Below are 18,727 nucleotides of genomic sequence, written 5' to 3'. Positions count from 1 at the left end.
GATTATAGCGTTATTTTTGCGGCTTCCCGACAACACTCTCAAAGCGCGACGCTCAGCCCCAGACGCAGCGTGCGCGGCGCGCCGGGGAACAGGTAGACATGGCCGAACTGGTAGGGCGATTCCTTCCAGTAGCGGCGGTCGAACAGGTTGTCGACCGACAGCGTCCAGCTCGCGTTCGCGCCGCGCAGCTTCGTGTCGTAGCGCAGCACGGCGTCCACGCGCGTCCACGAGGGCAGGGTGATCGAGCCATCGGGCAGGACGTTGCGGCGGCCTTCGTACGACAGCTGCCCCGCCACCTCGAGTCCCGGCACCGACGCGAAGCGATACGCCGTCTGCGCGCGCAGCACCTGCTTGGGCACGTTGGTCGGCGACTGCCCGTTGAGCGCCGGATTGGCCGTGCTCCCGCGCCGCTTGGCATCGATCAGCGTCACGCCGCCGCCGATGCGCCATGGTTCCTGGTTCCACTGTGCCCCAGCTTCGAGACCGCGATGCACCGCCTTGCCGTCGTTGCGCACCTCGCACAAGCCGCTGCACAGGTCCATGTTGGTCAGCGGCCGCGAAATGTCGAACCATGCGAGCTGCCAGTTGAAGACGTCGTTGCCGCCCTTGATACCCAGCTCCCACTGCCGCGAGCGCAGCGCGGGCAGTGCCTGCCCCGCATTGCTGTACTGCGAGACCCTGTTCGGCACAACCTGTGATTCGACACCACGTCCCCAGCTCGCATAAGCCAGCAGCCCCGGCTGGATGGCGTAGCTCGCCGCGATCCACGGCGTGGTCACGTCCTGCTTGTAGCCGGTCGGGCTCGAGCCGTCGTTGCCGATGCTGCTGCGGTCGAGCCGCGTGTGGCGCGCGCCGAGCCAGGTGGTGAAGCGGTCGTTCCAGCGGATCGCGTCCTGCACCGAGAACTCGGTCGATCGCTCGTCGCGATTGGTCTGCGGCGTGGTGGCATCCGGAGCCGGCGGCACGATGGCCGTGCCCCAGATGTTGCCGGTGCCCGCGTAGTTGTAGGCCTGGTTGTCGAAACGGTTGCGCACGCGGCTTTGCAGCAGCCCGAAGCCGAGTTCGTGCCGAACGCTGCCCGTCATCACGTTGCCCTTGAGATTCAGGCTGCCGGCCGTCAACGTGCGGCGCTCGTTGTCGCTGCGGAAGTCGTAGACGTCGAAGGTGCCGTCGGAGCAGTAGCGGTCGTAGTTGCCCTCGGTGCCGCAGCCGAAGGCGTAAGCCAGGCGGTCGTCGCTCTTCAGTCGCTGCTGGCCGATCTGAGCGCTCCAGCGCCAGTCGGCGTTCAGCGCCTGGCTGAAGCGCAGCGTGCCCGTCAGCGCCTTGAACACCGAGGGCTGCGACCACGGCTGGCTGTTGAGGTTGATGCGCGGATCGACCGGTGCCGGCAGCATGCTGCCCAGCAGGCTGTAGCCGTTCTGGCTGGGCTGCGTCTTGCGGCTTTGCTCGATCTCGAACTCCAGCACCGAGTCGCGCGTGATGCGCCAGTCGGCAGCAAGCGAGAACAGGTTGCGGTTGCCGTCGAGGTTGTGCGTCAGCGGCTTGAGGTTTTCGCTCGCCACGTTGAGCCGGTAGCCGAACTGCCGGTTCTCGCCGAAGCGCCCGCCGAGGTCGACGGCACCGAGCACGCTGCCGCGGCTCGTGGTCTCGATGCGCACCGTGCGCAGGTCCTGCTCGGTGGGCCGCTTCACCACGTAGTTGACCAGCCCGCCCGGCGCGCTGGTGCCGGCCTGTATGCCGCTGGTGCCGCGCAGGATCTCGACGCGCTCCTTGTTGTCGAGCGGAATCGATGTCTCGGCGCTGATCGGCAGGCCCTCGCGCCGGTAGTTGAAGCGGTTGTCGAGCACGAAGCCGCGCACCGTGAGGTAGTCCCAGTAGCCCGCGGAGTTGTAGGCGTCGGTCACCGAGGCGTCGAACTGCGTCAGATCGGCGAGCCGGCGCGCGCCGCTGGCCTGCAACTGCTTGCTGTCGATCACCGTGGCCGAGATCGGCAGCTCGCGCAGCGGCACGTCGCCGAATCCGCTCACGTCGGCCTGCGGCGCGGTCGTGCCCTCGCTGACTGTGATCTCGGGCAGCGCGGACTGCTGCTGCGCATGCGATGAGCATGCCGCGGTGCAGAGAGCACGCGAAACAGGCGAGAGCCGATGTCGGCGGGAGAAAGTGGAAGGGAGCTCGGTCTTTTTCATTCTGTTCATTTGCCGGTGGCGGCATCGATGGCCGCGATCCATTGCGCGGCCGTGGCCTCCGGGTCGTCGGCCGCGACAAGCGCACGCACCACGGCGACGGAGCCCACGCCGGTCGTCAGCACTTCCGGCAGCCGCACCGCGTCGATGCCGCCGATGCCGACCTGCGGATAGCCGCGCAGCAGCCGCGCATAGGCGCCCAGCCGCGCCACGCCCTGCGGCGCGGTCGCCATCTTCTTGAGCGTGGTGGGGTACACGGCACCCATGGCGATGTAGCTCGGGCTCACCTTGTCGGCGCGGACCATCTCCGCATAGCCATGCGTGCTGACGCCGAGCCGCAGGCCCGAAGCGCGCAGCCGGGCAAGGTCTTCGGGCGAGAGCGCGTCGAGATCCTCCTGGCCCAGGTGGATGCCATAGGCGCCGGCCGCGATGGCCACCCGCCAGTGGTCGTTGATGAAGAGCAGCGCGCCAGTGCCTTGCACCGCCTCGACGGCCGCCTGCACTTCGCGCTCTACGGCCGCGCCGTCGTCCGACTTGAATCGCAGTTGCACCGTCGGCACACCTGCGCGTGCCATGCGGCCAACCCACTGCGCGTCCGGCAGCACGGCATAGAGTCCGAGCCGTTCGGGGCAGTGCGGAAATGCGTCCTCGCGCGCGGAGGGAGGAAAGGAGCGCATGCCGAAGTCTTCCGGCGCGTCGGGCCATAGCGTGGCGTCGAAGCTGCTCAGGCGCTGCGTCTGGGCGCGCCAGGCGTGGGCAAGGCACTCGGCGTCGATCTCGATGAAGCCGAGTGCGCAGCAGGCGCGCTTGGCGCCACGGTAGACGGGGTCGTCCGAGGAAAAGCTCGGCGCGCTCACCGGCGCCGACGTGATGGCGCCGAAGCGCAACCCGTGCGCCGCGACGATGGCCTGCGCGATGGCGCCCGAATCGAGTGCGCCGCTCATGATTCGTGATGCCAGAAAGGCGTGCCCAGCACGGGCGTGCTCGGCTGCGCGGCGTCCTGCGCGGCCATGGCGCCGGCTCGATGCGCATCGCGCCCGGCCTGCACCGCGTCGGCAAAGGCGCCGGCCATCGCGACCGGGTCCTGCGCCAGCGCGACAGCGGTGTTCAGCAGCACGCCGTCGTATCCCCATTCCATGACCTGGCAGGCATGCGATGGCAGGCCCAGGCCCGCATCCACCAGCATCGGCACCTTGAGCCGGTCGCGCAGCACCTGCAGCGCATACGGGTTGACGGGCCCCCGGCCGGTGCCGATGGGCGCGGCCCACGGCATCACCGCCTGGCAGCCGACGTCGACCAGCCGCTGGCACAGCACCAGGTCCTCGGTGCAGTAGGGCAGCACCTTGAAGCCCTCTCGGATCAGCTGCGAAGCCGCTTCGACGAGGTTCAGCGTGTCGGGCTGCAGCGTGTAGTCGTCGCCGATCAGCTCAAGCTTGATCCACGGCGTGTCGAACAGCTCGCGCGCCATCTGCGCGGTGGCGACCACCTCCTGAATGCTGTGGCAGCCGGCGGTGTTGGGCAGCACCGGCACCGCGAGCTTGCGCAGCAGCTCCCAGAAGCCGTTGCCGAGCTCGCTGTTGCCCGAGCCCTGGTTGGCCGTCTGCCGGCGCAGCGAGGCGGTCAGCATCGCCGGCTTCGCGCGCTTCACGGCGGCTTCGAGCAGATCAGGGGAGGGATAGCGCGCGGTGCCCAGCAGCAGGCGGCTCTGGAAGGTCTCGCCGTAGAGCACCAAGGGGTCGTTCGTGGTCGTCATTTCTGTTGTCTCCATCAATCAGCCGCCCGTCACGGGGCGGATCACTTCGACTCGGTCATCGGGCTGCAGCGCACGCGACGCGTAGGCCGAGCGCGGCACGAATTCGCGGTTCACGGCTACCGCGAAGGGGGGAGTGGCCTCCAGCGCAGCCAGCGCGTCGGTCAACGTCGCCTGGTCGGGCAGGGTGAAGGGCTTGTCGTTGATCAGGATGTTCATCGTCATGTGTCTCGGGTCTCCATGCCGAAGCTCTTCGCGAGGGGCGAGCGGCCCTGCGTCAGCATCTCCATCGCCGCGTCGAGCATCGCGGGCGCGATCATGAAACCGTGGCGGTACAGGCCGTTGATCTGCAGCACGCGCGGCTGCGGCAGGCGCAGGGCGGGGAGGTTGTCGGGCAGCGCGGGCCGGCACTGCGTCGCGATCTCGACGATGCGCGCCTCGGCGAAGCCGCTGTGCACGGCATAGGCGGCGCTCAGCAGTTCCAGCGTGGAGCGCACGCTGGCGGGCGACATGTCGTCCGACTCGATCTCCGTCGCGCCGATCACGAACAGGTTGCCCGGCTTGGGCGCGATGTAAAGCGGGTAGCGCGGATGCACGAGGCGCGTGGGGCGCTGCAGGCGCACCTCGGGCGCATGCACGCGGATCACCTCGCCGCGCACGCCGCGCAGGGCGTTCCACTGCGGGCGGGCACCGAGGCCGCGGCAGTCGATCACCCAGTCGGGCTGGCCGGCCGTGCCAGGCGAGAAGTCCGAAGGCGCACGTGGCGATTGCCAGTGCAGCGTTACGCGAGAGCTGCTCTCGAGCGTGGCCCGCAGCGAGGCCAGCAACGCGCGATTGTCGAGCTGGCCTTCGCCCGGAAGGAACAGGCCCTGCGCGAAGCGCTGGCCCAGCGAAGGTTCCAGCGTGGCGATCGCGCGGGCGTCGACGGACTGCATCGGCGCCAGCTCGGGCACCTGCGCACCGGTGTTCGCGAGCACGCGCGCGAGCCGCGTGGCCTCGGCGGCATCCTGCCGGTGCCAGAGCACCAGCGTGCCTTCGCGCTGGAAGAACACGGGCTGTGCCAGCGGCGCGAGAAGCTCCGGCCAGCGCGACAGCGCGTGCTGCCCCATGCGCACGACAGACACCGGCGCCACCGCCGATTCGGCCAGCGGCGCCAGCATGGCGGCGGCCACGCGCGCGGCAGCGCCTTCGGCCTCGGCGCTGCCAGCCTCGAACACATCGACCTTGCATCCGGCCTGCGCGAGCGTTATAGCCATCAGCCGGCCCATGAGGCCCGCGCCGAGGATGGCTACCGAGTCGAAAGGAAGGCTCATGCCAGGGCTCCTTCGCGTCGCCGATAATTTTCGGCATGACCCAAGGCACCATCCAAGAGCCCACTCAGCGCTACGCACGCGTGCTTTCCATCGCTGGTTCCGACAGCGGCGGCGGCGCCGGCATCCAAGCCGATCTCAAGACCTTCGCCGCCCTGGGCTGCTACGGCATGACGGCCATCACCGCGCTCACCGCGCAGAACACGCTCGGCGTCTCGGGCATCCACGGCGTGCCGCCCGATTTCCTCAAGGCGCAGATCCAGGCCGTGGTCGAAGACATCGGCGTCGATGCCGTCAAGCTCGGCATGCTGCATGCGCCCGAGGTGGTCGACGTGGTGGCCTGGGCCATCGACCGCTACCAGCTGAAGAACGTGGTGCTCGACCCGGTGATGGTCGCCACCAGCGGCGATCGCCTGATCGCCGCCGAGACGGTGCAGGTGCTGGTGCGCGAGCTGTTCCCGCGCGCCGTGGTCGTCACGCCCAATCTCGACGAGGCCGCCTTGCTGATCGGCCATGCCATCGAAGGCGTGGACGCGCTCGACGGCGCGGCCGACGAACTGCTGGCGCTCGGAGCGAAGGCCGTGCTGCTCAAGGGCGGCCACCTGCCGGGCAACGAAGTGGTCGACGTGCTGCTGCAGGCCGGCGGCGAACGCAGGCGACTTGCCTCCGGCCGCATCGAAAGCCGCAACCTGCACGGCACCGGATGCACGCTGTCGTCCGCCATCGCAGCGCACCTTGCACTGGGCGCGACGCTGCCCGAGGCGGTCGAACGCGCGCGCGCCTACATCCTCGGCGCGATGGCCGCCGCAGCGAACGTGAAGATCGGCGCGGGTCATGGCCCCCTCAACCACGGCTTTGCGCCAGTGCCGACGCACCGGCTGCCGTTGAAGGCCGGCTGAGCCAGGCCAGCGCGAAGGTCGCGGCCAGCGTCGGCAGCGCGGAGCCGAACTGCGGCGCCCACTTGGCAAGCGCGTGATACGCGGCGATGCCCGCGATCCAGATCAGCGCCGCACCGAAGTCGACCTTGCGCCGCGCGCCATGCGGCGAAACCGTCTCGCCGCTGCCCAGCCGGCCGATGATCACGCCGTACAGCGGCACGAACACCGAACTCAGCAGCAGCAGGAAAGGCTCCAGCGTGTGCATCGGCAGCACCAGCGCCAGCGCGATGCACAGGGCCGCCAGCAGCAGGCCCCAGCGCTTCACGCTCCAGCGCGGCAGCAGGCTGTGCGTGGAGACCGAACCCGAGTACACGTCGCCGTAGGCGTTGTCGAGCTCGTCGATCAGGATCAGGCCCAGCGCCACCAGGCCACCCTGGGCCAGCAGCAGCGCGGTGACGAGGCCCGTGCCCGGCTCGGCCACGCTCACCACCATCACGCCCAGCGCGTAGCACCAGACGTTCGCGACCGCATAGCCGATCCAGGTGCCACCGAATGCGCCGCCGAGTCCGCCTGAGCTGCGCTTGCCGTGCCGTGCATAGTCGGCCACCAGCGGCAGCCACGACACAGGCATCGCGATCACCAGGTCGAGCGCACTGAACATGCCCATCGTGCCGTCGCCGGGGCGTGCCCAGAAGGCATCCAGCCCTTTGGCCTGCAGTTGCGTCGCGAACTGCCAGGTGAGCCAGAGCAGCGACAGCACCACCAGCGGCAGCCCGAATCGGCTCACGAAGCGCCGCACCAGCCTCACCATCGAGCCAGCGAGCAGCGCCAGCAGCACCGCGCCCCACAGCAGCGTCGTCAGCACGCCGCCCCAGAAGGAGCCCAGCGCCGGACCCACCACCGTCTGGCCGATGGCCTGCGTGCCTTCCCGCATCACCACGAGCTCGAAGGTGGTCCAGCCCACCAGCTGCACGATGTTGAGCAGCACCGGCAGCCGCGCGAAGGCGCTGCCGTAGGTTGCGTGCATGAGGCCGGCGCTCGCCAAGCCGCTCTGGCAGCCCAGCCGCGCGGTCCAGGCCAGCAGGCCCGCGCCGATGCACGAGCCGAGCACGATGGCGATCGCCGCGTCGCGCGTGCCCACCGCCGGCACCAGGTAGGCGCCGATCTGCATTACCAGCAGGCCCACGCCGAGGCTGAACCAGAGCGAGGCATGGTCGTGCCAGCCGAACACGCGCTGCGAGGCGGGCAGGGGCGTCAGCGCCTCGTTCGAGACGACCGTGCTGTCGTTGCTCTTTTCGTCGTGTGCCATCCGTTTGCTCCAGTGCAAAAGGTTTGGCAGGTGGGCGAGGCCCCAGTGGCGCGGCTTTCACGCGAGAAGGCGTGAGAGGCCACCGGACCAGCTTCCCTGCGCGAGGATTACCTCAATCAGGTTCAAAGGGACTTTCTCAGCCGGACGGCAAGCCGCCCAACACCCCTAGCAAGTACGCCCCGGGAGAACCCGCGGCGCGGGCCGAAGTTTATCCGCTGCCGGGAAGCCGCAACGGCGGGCGTGCCTTTGCAGGCAGGGAAAACCCTTGGAGCACCAGCGCACCGCGCGAGAATCGCTGCCAAAGAAGTAACGACAGCAGAAGAAACGGGAGCGCATGCCGATAAGCATGCAGAAGAGGAAATGGAGAGGAACTTGCATGGCCGATAACGATTTCAAGGCCCCCCGCCTGCGACGATTCAGGGTCGACGTAGGCACCATCATCTGCGCCGTCGCGATGGTGCAGTCGCTGCTGCTGGTGGCCTTCGGCTACTGGGCGGCCGAGAAGCTGGTGTCCAAGGTGGGCACCACCGCGCACAAGATCAACCACGACCGGGTGGAGGACAACGTGCTTGCCTTCCTCGCCAAGACGGAAGGCGTCATCCGCTCCATAGCGGATTCGCCCAGCGTCCATGTCTGCGGCGAGGACGGCGAGCAGACCGCCGAGATGCTCTGGACCATGCTGGAGCAGACCCCCGAGCTCGACAGCATCAACGTGGCCACCGATCATGGTCACGTGCTGATGGCTGTGCGCTACCCTGTGCCGGCCATCCGGCAGGTGCTGCGCGGGCCCGATTTCAGCACCGAGACCTGGCACTACAAGGACTCGCCGGACTTGGACGGCGGCGATGCGAAGCAGCGCTTCGCGACGACCTCGATCTCGGCCTACCGCAGCGATTTCGATCCCGAGAAGCGCACCTGGTACCTGGAGGCCATGAAGGCGAAGGGCCCAGTGTGGACCCAGCCCTTCCTGATGAGCGACGCGCAGGAGCTTGCCATCGGCCATGCGCGGCCTGCGGGGCGCGTCGACGACGAGGGCCACAAGCGCGGGCTCGTGGTCGACGTCAATGTGTCGCTGGGACATCTGTCGAAGCTGATACGCGTCTCCGGCGCGCTGGGCAGCGGCGAGAGCGCACTGCTCAGCTCCGACCATCACGTGATCGCGCGCAGCGACCACCCCGAGCCGGTACGCAAGCTCGAGTCGCCCGACAGCGGCGTGCTCGGTGCCATCCACGCACACATGCTCGCGGCCAGCACGGCAGGTGGCGCCGACGACGTCGCCTTCTCCATCGAGTACGAAGGGCGCCGCTACCTCGTGCAGACCTCGCACCTGCCGCACACCCGCTGGCAGCTTGTGAGCTGGGAGCCCGAGGATCTGCTGCTCGGTGGCCTGCATCGCTCGGTGCTCTGGTCGTTGCTGCTGACGGCCAGCTTTCTGGCACTGTCGCTCTTCATCTCGCTGCGGCTGTCGAAGCTGGTGACCGGGCCCATCGAAAACCTCTCGCGCGTCGCGCGCCGCATCGGTCGGCTGGAGCTCGACGACCTGCCGATCGAGCCGAGCCGGGTGCTCGAAGTGCAGCATCTCAACCAGGCGCTGGACGAGTCGGCGCGCAGCCTCAAGGCCTTCAGCAAGTTCGTGCCGGTCGACATCATCCGGCAGCTCGTCGCGGAAGGGCATGCGCTGGGGCCGAGCGGATCGCCGCGGCGCATCACCGCGATGTTCACCGACGTGGAAGGCTTCACCGGCATCTCGGAGTCGATGCCGGCCGACGTGCTCGTGCGCCAGCTGACCGAGTACTTCAACCTCGCCGCGGGCATCTTCGCGCGCCACGGCGGCGTGATCGACAAGTTCATGGGCGACGGCATCATGGTGCTGTGGGGCGCACCCACCGAACTCGAAGACGCGGAGTACCGCGCCTGCGTGGCGGCGATCGAGCTGCATGCCGAGATGAACGCGCTCAACGAGAAGTGGCGCGCCGAGGGCCTGCAGGAGTTCCGCACGCGCGTGGGCATCCACACCGGCCACGTGATCGCGGGCGTGCTCGGCTCGAGCAATCGCCTGTCGTACACCGCCATCGGCGATGCAATCAACGCGGCAAGCCGCATCGAGGGCGCCAACAAGGAGCTGGGCACGCGCACGCTGATCTCCGAGGCCACCTTCGAGGGGCTGGGCGGCCGGCTCGCCACGCGCCGCATCGAGGAGCTCGCGGAGCTGCGCGGCCGGCAGACGCGCATGGTGCTCTACGAGGTGCTGGGACCTAAGCCTGCTTGACCCGGCGCGCGAAGGCTTCGAGTCCGTCGATGGTGATCTGGACGTGGCGCTCGAAGCTGCTGTCCAGCGGCACCGTCGTGCCGTTGTCCCAGCGCAGGATGAACGCCTTGTTGGCCAGCTGCGAGAGGTTGCGTGTGAGCACCGGGTGGTCGAGCGGGCGGATCGTGTGCACGCGTTCGCGCAGCTCCTCGGCCCAGGCCTGGGTGTTGTCGGCGGGCAGGGGCGAGAACTCCATCGTCAGGAAGCCCAGCATCGCGGCGACCACGCAGTTGTAGGCCTCCAGCAGCGGCTCGCCCTCGAAGCCGGCATCGGTCAGCGTGGCCAGGATGCCCTCGACCAGCTCCATCGGCAGGCTGCCGTTGGACACCAGCTGCGCCCCCAGCAGCTGCGCCACGTTCGGATGGCGCCGCACGGCGGCACGGCAGCGGCGGAAGAGTTCGGCGATCCAGTCCTTCCAGACGAGTTTGCCGGACGGCGGCGCGACCTCGGCCATGACAAGCGCGGCCACCTCGGCCAGGAGCGCCTCGCGCGTGCTCACGTGCCAGTGCACCGTGGCGGGGTAGACGTCGAGCCGGGCCGCCACCTCGCGCATGCTGAAGGCGCCGAGGCCGAATTCGTCGATCTGCGCGAGCGCCTCTTCGGCGATGCGCTGCTTCGTCAGGCCACCGCCGCCGGAGGGGCGGCCGGCAGTGCGGGGTTTCGGGGGCTGGGGGGGCTTTGGGGGCGAGGAGGACGGGGTCTTCGTCATGGTTGCAGCCATTGTGCGGCAGTCGGGTTGACTGTATAAACAAAATAAATTGAGCATCGATCAATAAACCGCGCTGCACGCGATCGGCGCGCCACCCCGGAAGGACATCGCCATGCCCCATGCGGACATCGACCAGGCCCTCGCGGCCGCACACCGCCGCTTCACCGAAAGCAACCCCGCCAGCCTGCGCCAGTTCGAGGAACAGGCGCGCTACATGCCCGGCGCCAACAGCCGCTCGGTGCTGTTCTACGCGCCGTTCCCGCTGACCATCGCCAGGGGCGAGGGCGCTACGCTCTGGGACGCCGACGGCCATCGCTATGCCGACTTCATCGCCGAGTACACGGCCGGCGTCTACGGCCATTCGGCGCCCGAGATCCGCGAGGCCGTCGCCGAGGCGATGAAGGGCGGCATCAACCTCACTGGCCACAACCTCCTCGAAGGCCGGCTCGCCAGGCTCATTTGCGAGCGCTTTCCGCAGATCGAGCAGCTGCGCTTCACCAATTCCGGCACCGAGGCGAACCTGATGGCGCTGACGGCGGCGCTGCACTTCACCGGCCGCCGCAAGCTCGTCGTGTTCTCGGGCGGCTATCACGGCGGCGTGCTGGGCTTCGGCGCCAAGCCGCTGCCGACGACCGTGCCCTTCGACTTCCTGGTGCTGCCCTACAACGACGAGCGCACGGCACGCGAGCAGATCGACAAGCATGGCCCCGAGATCGCCGCCATCCTCCTGGAGCCGATGCAGGGCGCGAGCGGCTGCATTCCGGGCCGGCTGGAGTTCCTGCAGGCTTTGCGCGAATCGGCGACCCGAGCCGGCGCGCTGCTCATCTTCGACGAGGTGATGACCTCGCGCCTCGCGCCGCACGGGCTGGCGAACAAGCTGGGCATCCGCTGCGACCTGACCACGCTGGGCAAGTACATCGGCGGCGGCATGTCCTTCGGCGCCTTCGGCGGCCGCGCCGACGTGATGGCGCTCTTCGATCCGCGCACCGGGCCGCTGGCCCATTCGGGCACCTTCAACAACAACGTGCTGACGATGGCGGCCGGCCACGCGGGGCTCACGAAGCTGTTCACCCCCGAGGCTGCGGGCGCTCTGGCCGACAGGGGCGACGCGATGCGCACGCGGCTCAACGCGCTGTGCGCGGGGGAGGGCGTCGCGATGCAGTTCACCGGCATCGGTTCGCTGATGAACGCGCATTTCGTGGGCGGCGAGGTGCGCAGCACCGATGACCTGGCGCCGGTCGATGCCCGCCTGCGCCAGCTGCTCTTCTTTCATCTGCTGAGCGAGGGCATCTACACCTCGCCGCGCGGATTCGTCGTGCTGTCGCTGCCGCTGACGGATGCGGACATCGACCACTACGTGGCCGCCATCGGCAGCTTCATCGGCGAATACCGGGCGTTGCTGCCCGGCGCCGCGAACTAGTTAGCGGGAGCCGGCCACGCCCAGCAGCTCGTGCAGGCGGGTGCTGGTGGTGGTGTATTGCAGCGCAACGGCCTTGCCTGGGAACACGATGGCCGTGGCGCCCCAGGCTGCAAGCGTGGCCTCGTGGAAGCCGCAGACGATGAGCTTCTTCTTGCCCGGGTAGGTGTTGATGTCGCCCACCGCGAACACGCCGCGTTCGCGGGTTTCGTACTTCTCGGTGTCCACCGGCACCTGCTTGCGCTCCAGCTCCAGCCCCCAGTCGGCGATCGGGCCGAGCCGCGGCGAGATGCCCAGGCAGGCGACCAGCGCGTCCAGCGGCAGGTCGAGCGTGGTCGCGTCGGGCGTGGTGATCTGGAGCTGTTTTCCGTCGAAGGCGCTGGGCTGGCCGACCTTGAAGGCCAGCTTGTCCGCGGCCACGAGGGCGCGCATGGCCGAAACGGTGGCTTCCTCGGCCTGGAAGCCGTCGCGCCGGTGCACCAGCGTGACCTGCTTCGCGATGGCGGTGAGTGCGAGGGCGGTTTCGAGCGCGATGTCGTCGCCGCCGTTGACCACCACCGCCTGCCCCGCGAAGCGGTCCAGCGAATCGGGGTGATAGAAGAGCGAGGAGCCCTCGAACTGCGCGATGCCTTCGACCGAGATGCGCTTGGGCACGAAGGCTCCGACGCCGGCCGCGATGAATACCGTCTTCGCCAGGAATGCCTTGCCCGCCGACGTGGTCAGCAGCAGCCGACCATCGGCCTCGCGCGCCAGGGTGGAAACCTGCTCGCCGAAATGGAATTGCGGCTTGAACGGCGCCACCTGCTTGAGCAGCGACTGCGCCAGGTCGCGCCCGCTGGTCATGGGCGTGCCTGGAATGTCGTAGATGGGCTTGTCGCCATACAGCGCCACGCACTGGCCGCCGGCGGCGGGCAATGCATCGACGATGTGGCAGGAGATTTCGAGCAGGCCCAGCTGGAAGGCCTGGAACAGCCCCACGGGGCCGGCACCGACGATCAGCGCATCGGTCTCGATCGGGGAAACGGCAGGGGCGGCGGGCTGGTTCAGCGCACCAGCTCCCCGATCTTGTCCGTCTTGTCCTTCCACTCCTCGGCGTCGGGCAGGGCGGGCTTGCGCTTGGTGATGCTCTTCCAGCCGTCGGCCTGGGCCAGCTCGGCATTGATCTTGATGAAGGCGATCTGGTTGGCCGGCAGGTCTTCCTCGGCGTAGATCGCGTTGACCGGGCACTCGGGGATGCACACCGCGCAGTCGATGCATTCGTCCGGGTCGATCACCAGCATGTTGGGACCTTCGCGGAAGCAGTCGACGGGGCAAACGTCCACGCAGTCGGTGTATTTGCAACGGATGCAGGCTTCGGAGACGACGTGGGTCATTTGTCTTTTTGCGTCAGAAGTGGTCGGGAAAAACCCTAGATTTTAGGCCCTTGCGGCGGAGGGCTGCACGAGCACGGCGGCGGCGGTCTTGTGGGAGGCCGTATCGACCAGCACCAGCGAGCCCAGGGCGCGCGATTGCGTGAAAGGCAGCACCGCCAGCGGCTGCTGCAGTGCCAGCACCACGTCGCCGATGGCATTGGCCTCGATCTGCGTCGCCGGCTCCGATTCGAGCGTCGTGATGTTCACGCGATCGACGATGCGCGCCACCTTGGCCTTGACCCAGCGGTGGCCCTGCAGCGCCCAGTAGATGCGGCCTGCGACCAGCGGCTCGTCGTCGAGCCAGGCCACGGTGGCGGTGATCTCGCGCACCGGCTCGAAGGCGCCCGGCGCCAGCAGCCAGTCGCCGCGAGACACGTCGACCTCGCGGTCCAGCACGATGCCGGCGCTGTGGCCCGCATGCACCGCCTTCGGCTGGCGCGTGTGGCTCAGCACCTGCGCGACCGTGGCGGTCTGGTTGCTCGGCAGCACGGTCACGCGCTGGCCCGGCTCCACGTGGCCCGAGGCGACGCGGCCCCAGAACACGCGGCGGCCCTGCGAGGTGTCGGCAGACGACGAGAACTTCTCGACCCACTGCACCGGGAAGGCGAAGGGCACGGCTTCGTCCTGCGCCGTGACGGGCAGGTCTTCCAGCAGCTCGAGCAGGCTCGGGCCTTCGTAGCCGACCCAGTCGGCATGGCGCGTGGCCACGTTCCAGCCCTTGAGCGCGGAGATCGGCACGATGGCCGCCACCTTCACGCCGGCTGCCTCGGCAAAGGCGTTCAGCGCGGTCGAGATGCGCTCGAAGGCCAGGCCCGCGTCGGCGATGGCGTCCAGCTTGTTGATGGCGAACACGATCGACTGCACGCGCAGCAGGTTGCAAAGCAGCGTGTGGCGGCGCGTCTGCGGCAGCAGTTCGCGCTTGACGACGGTGCCGTCTTCCACCTCTGCGGCCCAGGCCAGCTTGGTCGCGTCGACCAGCACCACTGCCGCGTCGGCGGCCGAGGCGGCCGTGACCATGTTGCGCGTGTACTGCTCATGGCCCGGCGCGTCGCCGATGATGAACTTGCGCTTGGCTGTCGAGAAGTAGCGGTATGCCACGTCGATGGTGATGCCTTGCTCGCGCTCGGCCGAGAGGCCATCGGTCAGCAGGGCCAGGTCGGTCTCGCCGCCGCGCTGCACGCCGGCGAGCTGGTCCTGCAGCACAGTCTTGCTGTCGACCAGCAGGCGGCCGATGAGCGTGCTCTTGCCGTCGTCGACGGAGCCGCAGGTGATGAAGCGAAGGGCGGTGCCGGTGTCGCCGTGCGCATCGGCGGCGGTGGTCACGGGGGTTGCAGTCGTCGTCGCGCTCATCAGAAGTAACCGTCTTTCTTTCGTTTTTCCATCGAAGCTTCGGACGTCATGTCGTCCATGCGGGTGGCGCCGCGCTCGCTCACGTCGACCGACAGCGTCTCGAGCACCACGTCGCTCGCATCGGCTGCCAGGCTTTCCACCGGGCAGGTGGTGGTGATGTCGCCCACGGTGCGGAAGCGCACGTCGCGCACCTGCACCGTTTCGCCGTCGCGCGCCGGGGTCAGCCCGGTCACCGGCACCAGCAGGCCGCGGCGCTCCACAACTTCGCGCTTGTGCGTGTAGTAGATCGAGGGCAGGCCGACTTCCTCGCGGGCGATGTACTGCCACACGTCGAGCTCGGTCCAGTTCGAGATCGGGAACACGCGGAAGTGCTCGCCCGGGGCCAGGCGCGTGTTGAACAGCGTCCACAGCTCGGGGCGCTGGTCCTTGGGCTGCCACTGGCCGAAGCTGTCGCGGTGCGAAAAGATGCGCTCCTTGGCGCGCGCCTTTTCCTCGTCGCGGCGGGCACCGCCGATCAGCGCGTCGAAGCGGAATTCTTCGATCGCTTCGAGCAGCGTCACCGACTGGTGCGCGTTGCGCGACTCGCCCGGATGGGCCAGGCGCACGGTGCCGCGCTTCATCGAGTCCTCCACGCTGCGCACGATGAGTTCGGCGCCCAGTTCCTTCGCGCGCTGGTCGCGATAAGCCGTCACTTCAGGGAAGTTGTGGCCCGTGTCGATCATCAGCAGCGGGTAGGGAATGCGGCCGACGCCGAAGGCCTTCTCCGCGCACTTCAGCAGCACCAGCGAGTCCTTGCCGCCCGAGAACAGCAGGGTGGGGCGCTCGAAGGCGGCCGCCACTTCGCGCAGGATGAAGATGGTTTCTTCCTCCAGCGCGTCGAGGTGCGTGTTGGACAGGTGCGCCGGCGGCAGCAGCAGTTCGGTTTCGGTACGTGCGTTCATCGGAGATGTGGCTGGATGCGGTAAGTCGGTGCGGTGCAGGAGCTCAGTGCGCGAGATGCAATCCGCACTCGCGGTTGTCTTCGCCCTTGGTCGGGTCCACGTAGTCGAAGTTGTTGGGCAGGCCGTGTTTCACGCAGTACTCGTGCAGATCCTTGGACGACCAGTGCAGCAGCGGCGCGACCTTGATCAGGCCGTCGGGGTTGATGCTGACCGGGTCCATCTGCGCACGCACGGCCGTGTCGGTGGCGCGCAGCGCGGTGAACCAGACCTTCGGCGCCGTCTCGCGCAGCGCGCGGGCGAAAGGCTCCAGCTTCACTTCTTCGGTGAAGGCGGCGTGGCGCGGGTCGTCCAGCGCCGGCGTCGGGCCGTCCACCGCCTCGCGGTGGGCGCGCGAGCGGCGCGGCAGGTAGATGTGCAGGTCCAGGCCCAACTGCTTGGTCACCTCGTCGGCGAAGCGGTAGGTGGCCTCGGTGTTGTAGCCGTTGTCCATCCACACCACCGGCACGTCGCGCTTCACCTGCGTGACCATGTGCAGGATCACCGCCTCGAAGGGGCGGAAGTTGGTGGTGACGATGGCGCTCTGGCCCAGGCCGAGCGCCCAGTCGACCAGGCCCTGCGCGTTGCGGCCGAGTTCGGCGTTGATGCGTTCGATGTCGATGCTCATGTCCTGTGTTTCCCTGCGTTTCCGGTTCAGTTGCCGGCCGCGAAGTGCGGCGCGGCCTTCACCGCGTCGCCCTGATAGAAGGCGGCGAAGCGGTCGAACTGGCGCTGCGCGTCGGAGGCGTCCACGCCTTCCTTGAGCACGGCGCTGGAAAAGCCGGTGCGCTCCATCTGCACGAGCTGGTCGATCAGCACGTCGCCGGTCGCGCGGATGTCGCCCTTGAAGCCCAGGCGGCGGCGCAGCAGGAAGGCCTGGCTGTAGGCGCGGCCGTCGGTGAACTTCGGAAAGTTCAGGTCGATGCGCTCGATGTCCGCCAGGCATTCCTCGATGGCGAGGGGGTCGGCGTCATTGGCGAGCTGCAGCACCTTCGGATCGCCGTCGTCGATGTGTTCTTCCGCCGAGAGAATGTTCAAGGTTTTTTTCATGCTGCTTCCTCCACCTTGAAACGCGCACCGTTGGCAGCGGCCTTGAATGGGTCGTGGCCCACGCGACGCAGCGTGTCGATGAAGTTCTCTCCGCTTTCGCGGGTGTCGCGGTAGGTGCTGAGCACGGCCTCGATCACGCCGGGCACTTCTGCCGCCGAGAACGAGGGGCCTACTACCTTGCCTGCCTGCGGCGTGCCGCTGAGCGCGGAGCCGTCGGAGCCGCCGAGGGTGACCTGGTACCACTCCTTGCCGTCCTTGTCGACGCCGAGGATGCCGATGTGGCCGCTGTGGTGGTGGCCGCAGGAGTTGATGCAGCCGCTGATGTGCAGGTCGATCTCGCCCAGGTCGTCGAGCTCGTCGAGGTCCTGGTAGCGCTCGGTGATGGCTTCGGCGATGGGAATGGAGCGCGCATTGGCCAGCGCGCAGAAGTCGCCGCCGGGGCAGGCGATCATGTCTGTCAGCAGGTGCACGTTGGCGCTGGCGAAGCCGGCGGCGCGGGCGGCGAGCCACAGCGCGTGCAGGTCTTCGGCATGCACCCAGGGCAGCACCACGTTCTGGTCGTGCGTCACGCGGGCTTCGCCGGCCGAGAAGCGGTCGGCCAGCTCGGCGAGCGTGTCGAGCTGGTCGGCCGATGCGTCGCCGGGCGCCTGCTTCAGGCGCTTGAACGACAGCGTCACGGCGCGCAACGCGGGGTTCTTGTGCGGCGCCACGTTGCGCGCGAGCCAGCGGGCGAACTGCACGTCGTCGGCGGCGTGGTTGCGCAGCTCGGCGTCGGTCTTCTCGGCGCTCTGCAGCACGCGGGTGGCGAGCGTCGGCGGCACGAAGGAGGCGGCCACACGGTCGTACTCTTCCTGCGTGATGGTGTGCGGCCCGCCGTCGTGCTCGAGGATCTGCTTGTACTCGGCCTCGACGTCGTCGATGTAGCGCTGGCCCTCGGCCTTCACCAGGATCTTGATGCGCGCCTTGTAGATGTTGTCGCGGCGGCCATAGCGGTTGTAGACGCGGATCACGGCCTCGAGGTAGTTCATGATCTGCTGCCACGGCAGGAACTCGCGCAGCACCGTGCCCACGATGGGCGTGCGGCCCATGCCGCCGCCCACCTGCACGCGGAAGCCGATCTCGCCGGCCTCGTTCTTCACCACGTGCAGGCCCACGTCGTGCCAGCCGGTGGCGGCGCGGTCTTCGGTGGCGCCGGTGATGGCGATCTTGAATTTGCGCGGCAAAAACGCGAACTCGGGGTGCAGCGTGCTCCACTGGCGCATGATTTCCGCGAAGGGACGTGGATCGGCGATCTCGTCGACCGCGATGCCGGCGCGCTCATCGCTCGTGATGTTGCGGATGCAATTGCCGCTGGTCTGAATGCCGTGCATGTCGACCGAAGCCAGCAGGTCCATCACGTCGGCCGACTTGGCGAGCGGAATCCAGTTGTACTGGACGTTCTGGCGCGTCGAGAAGTGCGCGTAGTGGGTGGGCAGCTTGTGGCTGCCGAGCAGGCCCTGCGTCTCGATGGCCTTCTTGTAGACCTCCGCCTCGGGCTCGTCGTATTCGCGGGCGATGCGGGCCAGCACGCGCAGCTGGCGGCTCGACAGTTCGCCGTAGGGCACGGCCACGCGCAGCATCGGTGCGTAGCGCTGCACATACCAGCCGTTTTGCAGGCGCAGGGGGCGGAACTCGTCTTCTGCGAGCTTGCCCTTCTGCCAGCGCTCCAGCTGGTCGCGGAATTGGGCAGCCCGCTGGTGGACGAACTGGCGATCGAATTCTGTGTATTGGTACATCGTGCGTGCGTATGTCTTGAAGTGCGGTGCGTCCAGCGCCCCAGCAAGAAGCCGAGATTCTGAAAGCCGGCCTTATGGAAACAAACTATTTTTTGGTTCGCGCTTTATGCGGATAAGCTTATTCGCCAGCATCCATGCGGGTTGCGGGACGGTTTGATGCTTATTCCGGATAAGGCGAGATGGCCGGAAAAGAGTTACCGGACTCGGGAATTCTAGGAACCGGACAAGGCCCGGATGGGCGAGCGGGTTCCTGGCCGCGCGGCCATCCGCTTCGCCATGCAGGCCTGAAGAGGGGGCTG

Annotated in this window: 17 protein-coding genes and 1 riboswitch; of the genes, 3 read left to right on the top strand and 14 right to left on the bottom strand. The window is 68.2% G+C overall.

Features of this window, described 5'->3' with window-relative positions; genetic code table 11:
- Positions 1 to 38: 38 nt before the first annotated feature.
- From AC1VNX_RS18860 to AC1VNX_RS18840, 5 genes are read right to left on the bottom strand one after another with little or no spacing between them, the layout of a single operon-like run.
- Positions 39 to 2,186, bottom strand: a complete 2,148-nt coding sequence (locus AC1VNX_RS18860; protein WP_483158320.1) for a TonB-dependent siderophore receptor — start codon at positions 2,184 to 2,186, stop codon at positions 39 to 41.
- Positions 2,187 to 2,191: 5 nt separating this feature from the next.
- Positions 2,192 to 3,127, bottom strand: coding sequence for a thiamine phosphate synthase (locus AC1VNX_RS18855; RefSeq protein ID WP_483158318.1), 936 nt, complete (start codon positions 3,125 to 3,127; stop codon positions 2,192 to 2,194).
- The gene (locus AC1VNX_RS18850; protein ID WP_301505713.1) at positions 3,124 to 3,936 is read right to left on the bottom strand and encodes a thiazole synthase; all 813 of its coding nucleotides are present in this window, start codon (positions 3,934 to 3,936) and stop codon (positions 3,124 to 3,126) included. Before AC1VNX_RS18850 ends, AC1VNX_RS18855 begins: the two co-directional genes overlap by 4 nt.
- 18 nt (positions 3,937 to 3,954) lie before the next feature.
- Entirely contained in the window at positions 3,955 to 4,158 is a 204-nt protein-coding gene (thiS, locus tag AC1VNX_RS18845) for a sulfur carrier protein ThiS (protein ID WP_483158316.1), read from the bottom strand.
- Entirely contained in the window at positions 4,155 to 5,246 is a 1,092-nt protein-coding gene (locus AC1VNX_RS18840) for an FAD-dependent oxidoreductase (RefSeq protein WP_483158314.1), read from the bottom strand. Before AC1VNX_RS18840 ends, thiS begins: the two co-directional genes overlap by 4 nt.
- A gap of 35 nt (positions 5,247 to 5,281) precedes the next feature.
- Between AC1VNX_RS18840 and thiD the strand changes: the two genes are divergently transcribed.
- Complete coding sequence (thiD, locus tag AC1VNX_RS18835; protein ID WP_483158312.1) at positions 5,282 to 6,142, top strand: bifunctional hydroxymethylpyrimidine kinase/phosphomethylpyrimidine kinase; 861 nt, start codon at positions 5,282 to 5,284, stop codon at positions 6,140 to 6,142.
- Here the strand turns inward: thiD and AC1VNX_RS18830 are convergent.
- Positions 6,087 to 7,430 carry a purine-cytosine permease family protein gene (locus AC1VNX_RS18830; RefSeq protein WP_483158310.1) on the bottom strand — a complete coding sequence of 448 codons (1,344 nt, stop codon included), beginning with the start codon at positions 7,428 to 7,430 and terminating at the stop codon, positions 6,087 to 6,089. The genes thiD and AC1VNX_RS18830 overlap by 56 nt on opposite strands.
- Positions 7,431 to 7,506: 76 nt before the next feature.
- A riboswitch (TPP riboswitch) is annotated at positions 7,507 to 7,607 on the bottom strand.
- A gap of 199 nt (positions 7,608 to 7,806) precedes the next feature.
- On the opposite strand from AC1VNX_RS18830, the gene AC1VNX_RS18825 reads away from it, so the two are divergent.
- The gene (locus tag AC1VNX_RS18825) at positions 7,807 to 9,699 is read left to right on the top strand and encodes an adenylate/guanylate cyclase domain-containing protein (RefSeq protein ID WP_483158308.1); all 1,893 of its coding nucleotides are present in this window, start codon (positions 7,807 to 7,809) and stop codon (positions 9,697 to 9,699) included.
- Here AC1VNX_RS18825 and AC1VNX_RS18820 read toward each other — a convergent pair.
- Entirely contained in the window at positions 9,686 to 10,447 is a 762-nt protein-coding gene (locus tag AC1VNX_RS18820) for a TetR/AcrR family transcriptional regulator (protein WP_483158306.1), read from the bottom strand. The genes AC1VNX_RS18825 and AC1VNX_RS18820 overlap by 14 nt on opposite strands.
- Positions 10,448 to 10,559: 112 nt before the next feature.
- Between AC1VNX_RS18820 and AC1VNX_RS18815 the strand changes: the two genes are divergently transcribed.
- Positions 10,560 to 11,867: an aspartate aminotransferase family protein gene (locus AC1VNX_RS18815; protein WP_483158304.1), complete on the top strand. Its 1,308-nt coding sequence runs from the start codon at positions 10,560 to 10,562 to the stop codon at positions 11,865 to 11,867.
- Here AC1VNX_RS18815 and AC1VNX_RS18810 read toward each other — a convergent pair whose 3' ends face one another.
- The 7 genes from AC1VNX_RS18810 to AC1VNX_RS18780 are packed head-to-tail and all read right to left on the bottom strand — an operon-like array spanning position 11,868 to position 18,428.
- Positions 11,868 to 12,950, bottom strand: a complete 1,083-nt coding sequence (locus AC1VNX_RS18810; protein WP_483158302.1) for an NAD(P)/FAD-dependent oxidoreductase — start codon at positions 12,948 to 12,950, stop codon at positions 11,868 to 11,870.
- Positions 12,908 to 13,237 carry a ferredoxin FdxA gene (gene fdxA, locus AC1VNX_RS18805; protein WP_126019243.1) on the bottom strand — a complete coding sequence of 110 codons (330 nt, stop codon included), beginning with the start codon at positions 13,235 to 13,237 and terminating at the stop codon, positions 12,908 to 12,910. The genes AC1VNX_RS18810 and fdxA overlap by 43 nt, the downstream gene beginning before the upstream one ends.
- 42 nt (positions 13,238 to 13,279) lie before the next feature.
- Positions 13,280 to 14,626 (bottom strand): sulfate adenylyltransferase subunit 1, encoded by a 1,347-nt coding sequence (locus tag AC1VNX_RS18800; protein WP_483158299.1) that lies wholly within the window; start codon positions 14,624 to 14,626, stop codon positions 13,280 to 13,282.
- Positions 14,626 to 15,567: a sulfate adenylyltransferase subunit CysD gene (cysD, locus tag AC1VNX_RS18795; RefSeq protein ID WP_301505704.1), complete on the bottom strand. Its 942-nt coding sequence runs from the start codon at positions 15,565 to 15,567 to the stop codon at positions 14,626 to 14,628. The genes AC1VNX_RS18800 and cysD overlap by 1 nt, the downstream gene beginning before the upstream one ends.
- A 43-nt stretch (positions 15,568 to 15,610) precedes the next feature.
- Positions 15,611 to 16,231: a phosphoadenosine phosphosulfate reductase domain-containing protein gene (locus tag AC1VNX_RS18790; protein ID WP_483158297.1), complete on the bottom strand. Its 621-nt coding sequence runs from the start codon at positions 16,229 to 16,231 to the stop codon at positions 15,611 to 15,613.
- 26 nt (positions 16,232 to 16,257) lie between these two features.
- Complete coding sequence (locus tag AC1VNX_RS18785) at positions 16,258 to 16,653, bottom strand: DUF934 domain-containing protein (RefSeq protein WP_483158295.1); 396 nt, start codon at positions 16,651 to 16,653, stop codon at positions 16,258 to 16,260.
- Positions 16,650 to 18,428: a nitrite/sulfite reductase gene (locus AC1VNX_RS18780; protein WP_483158293.1), complete on the bottom strand. Its 1,779-nt coding sequence runs from the start codon at positions 18,426 to 18,428 to the stop codon at positions 16,650 to 16,652. Before AC1VNX_RS18780 ends, AC1VNX_RS18785 begins: the two co-directional genes overlap by 4 nt.
- Positions 18,429 to 18,727 lie beyond the last annotated feature (299 nt).

Source organism: Variovorax sp. TLI9-5A, from assembly GCF_056867935.1.
This window is presented reverse-complemented; position numbering and strand designations above follow the sequence as displayed.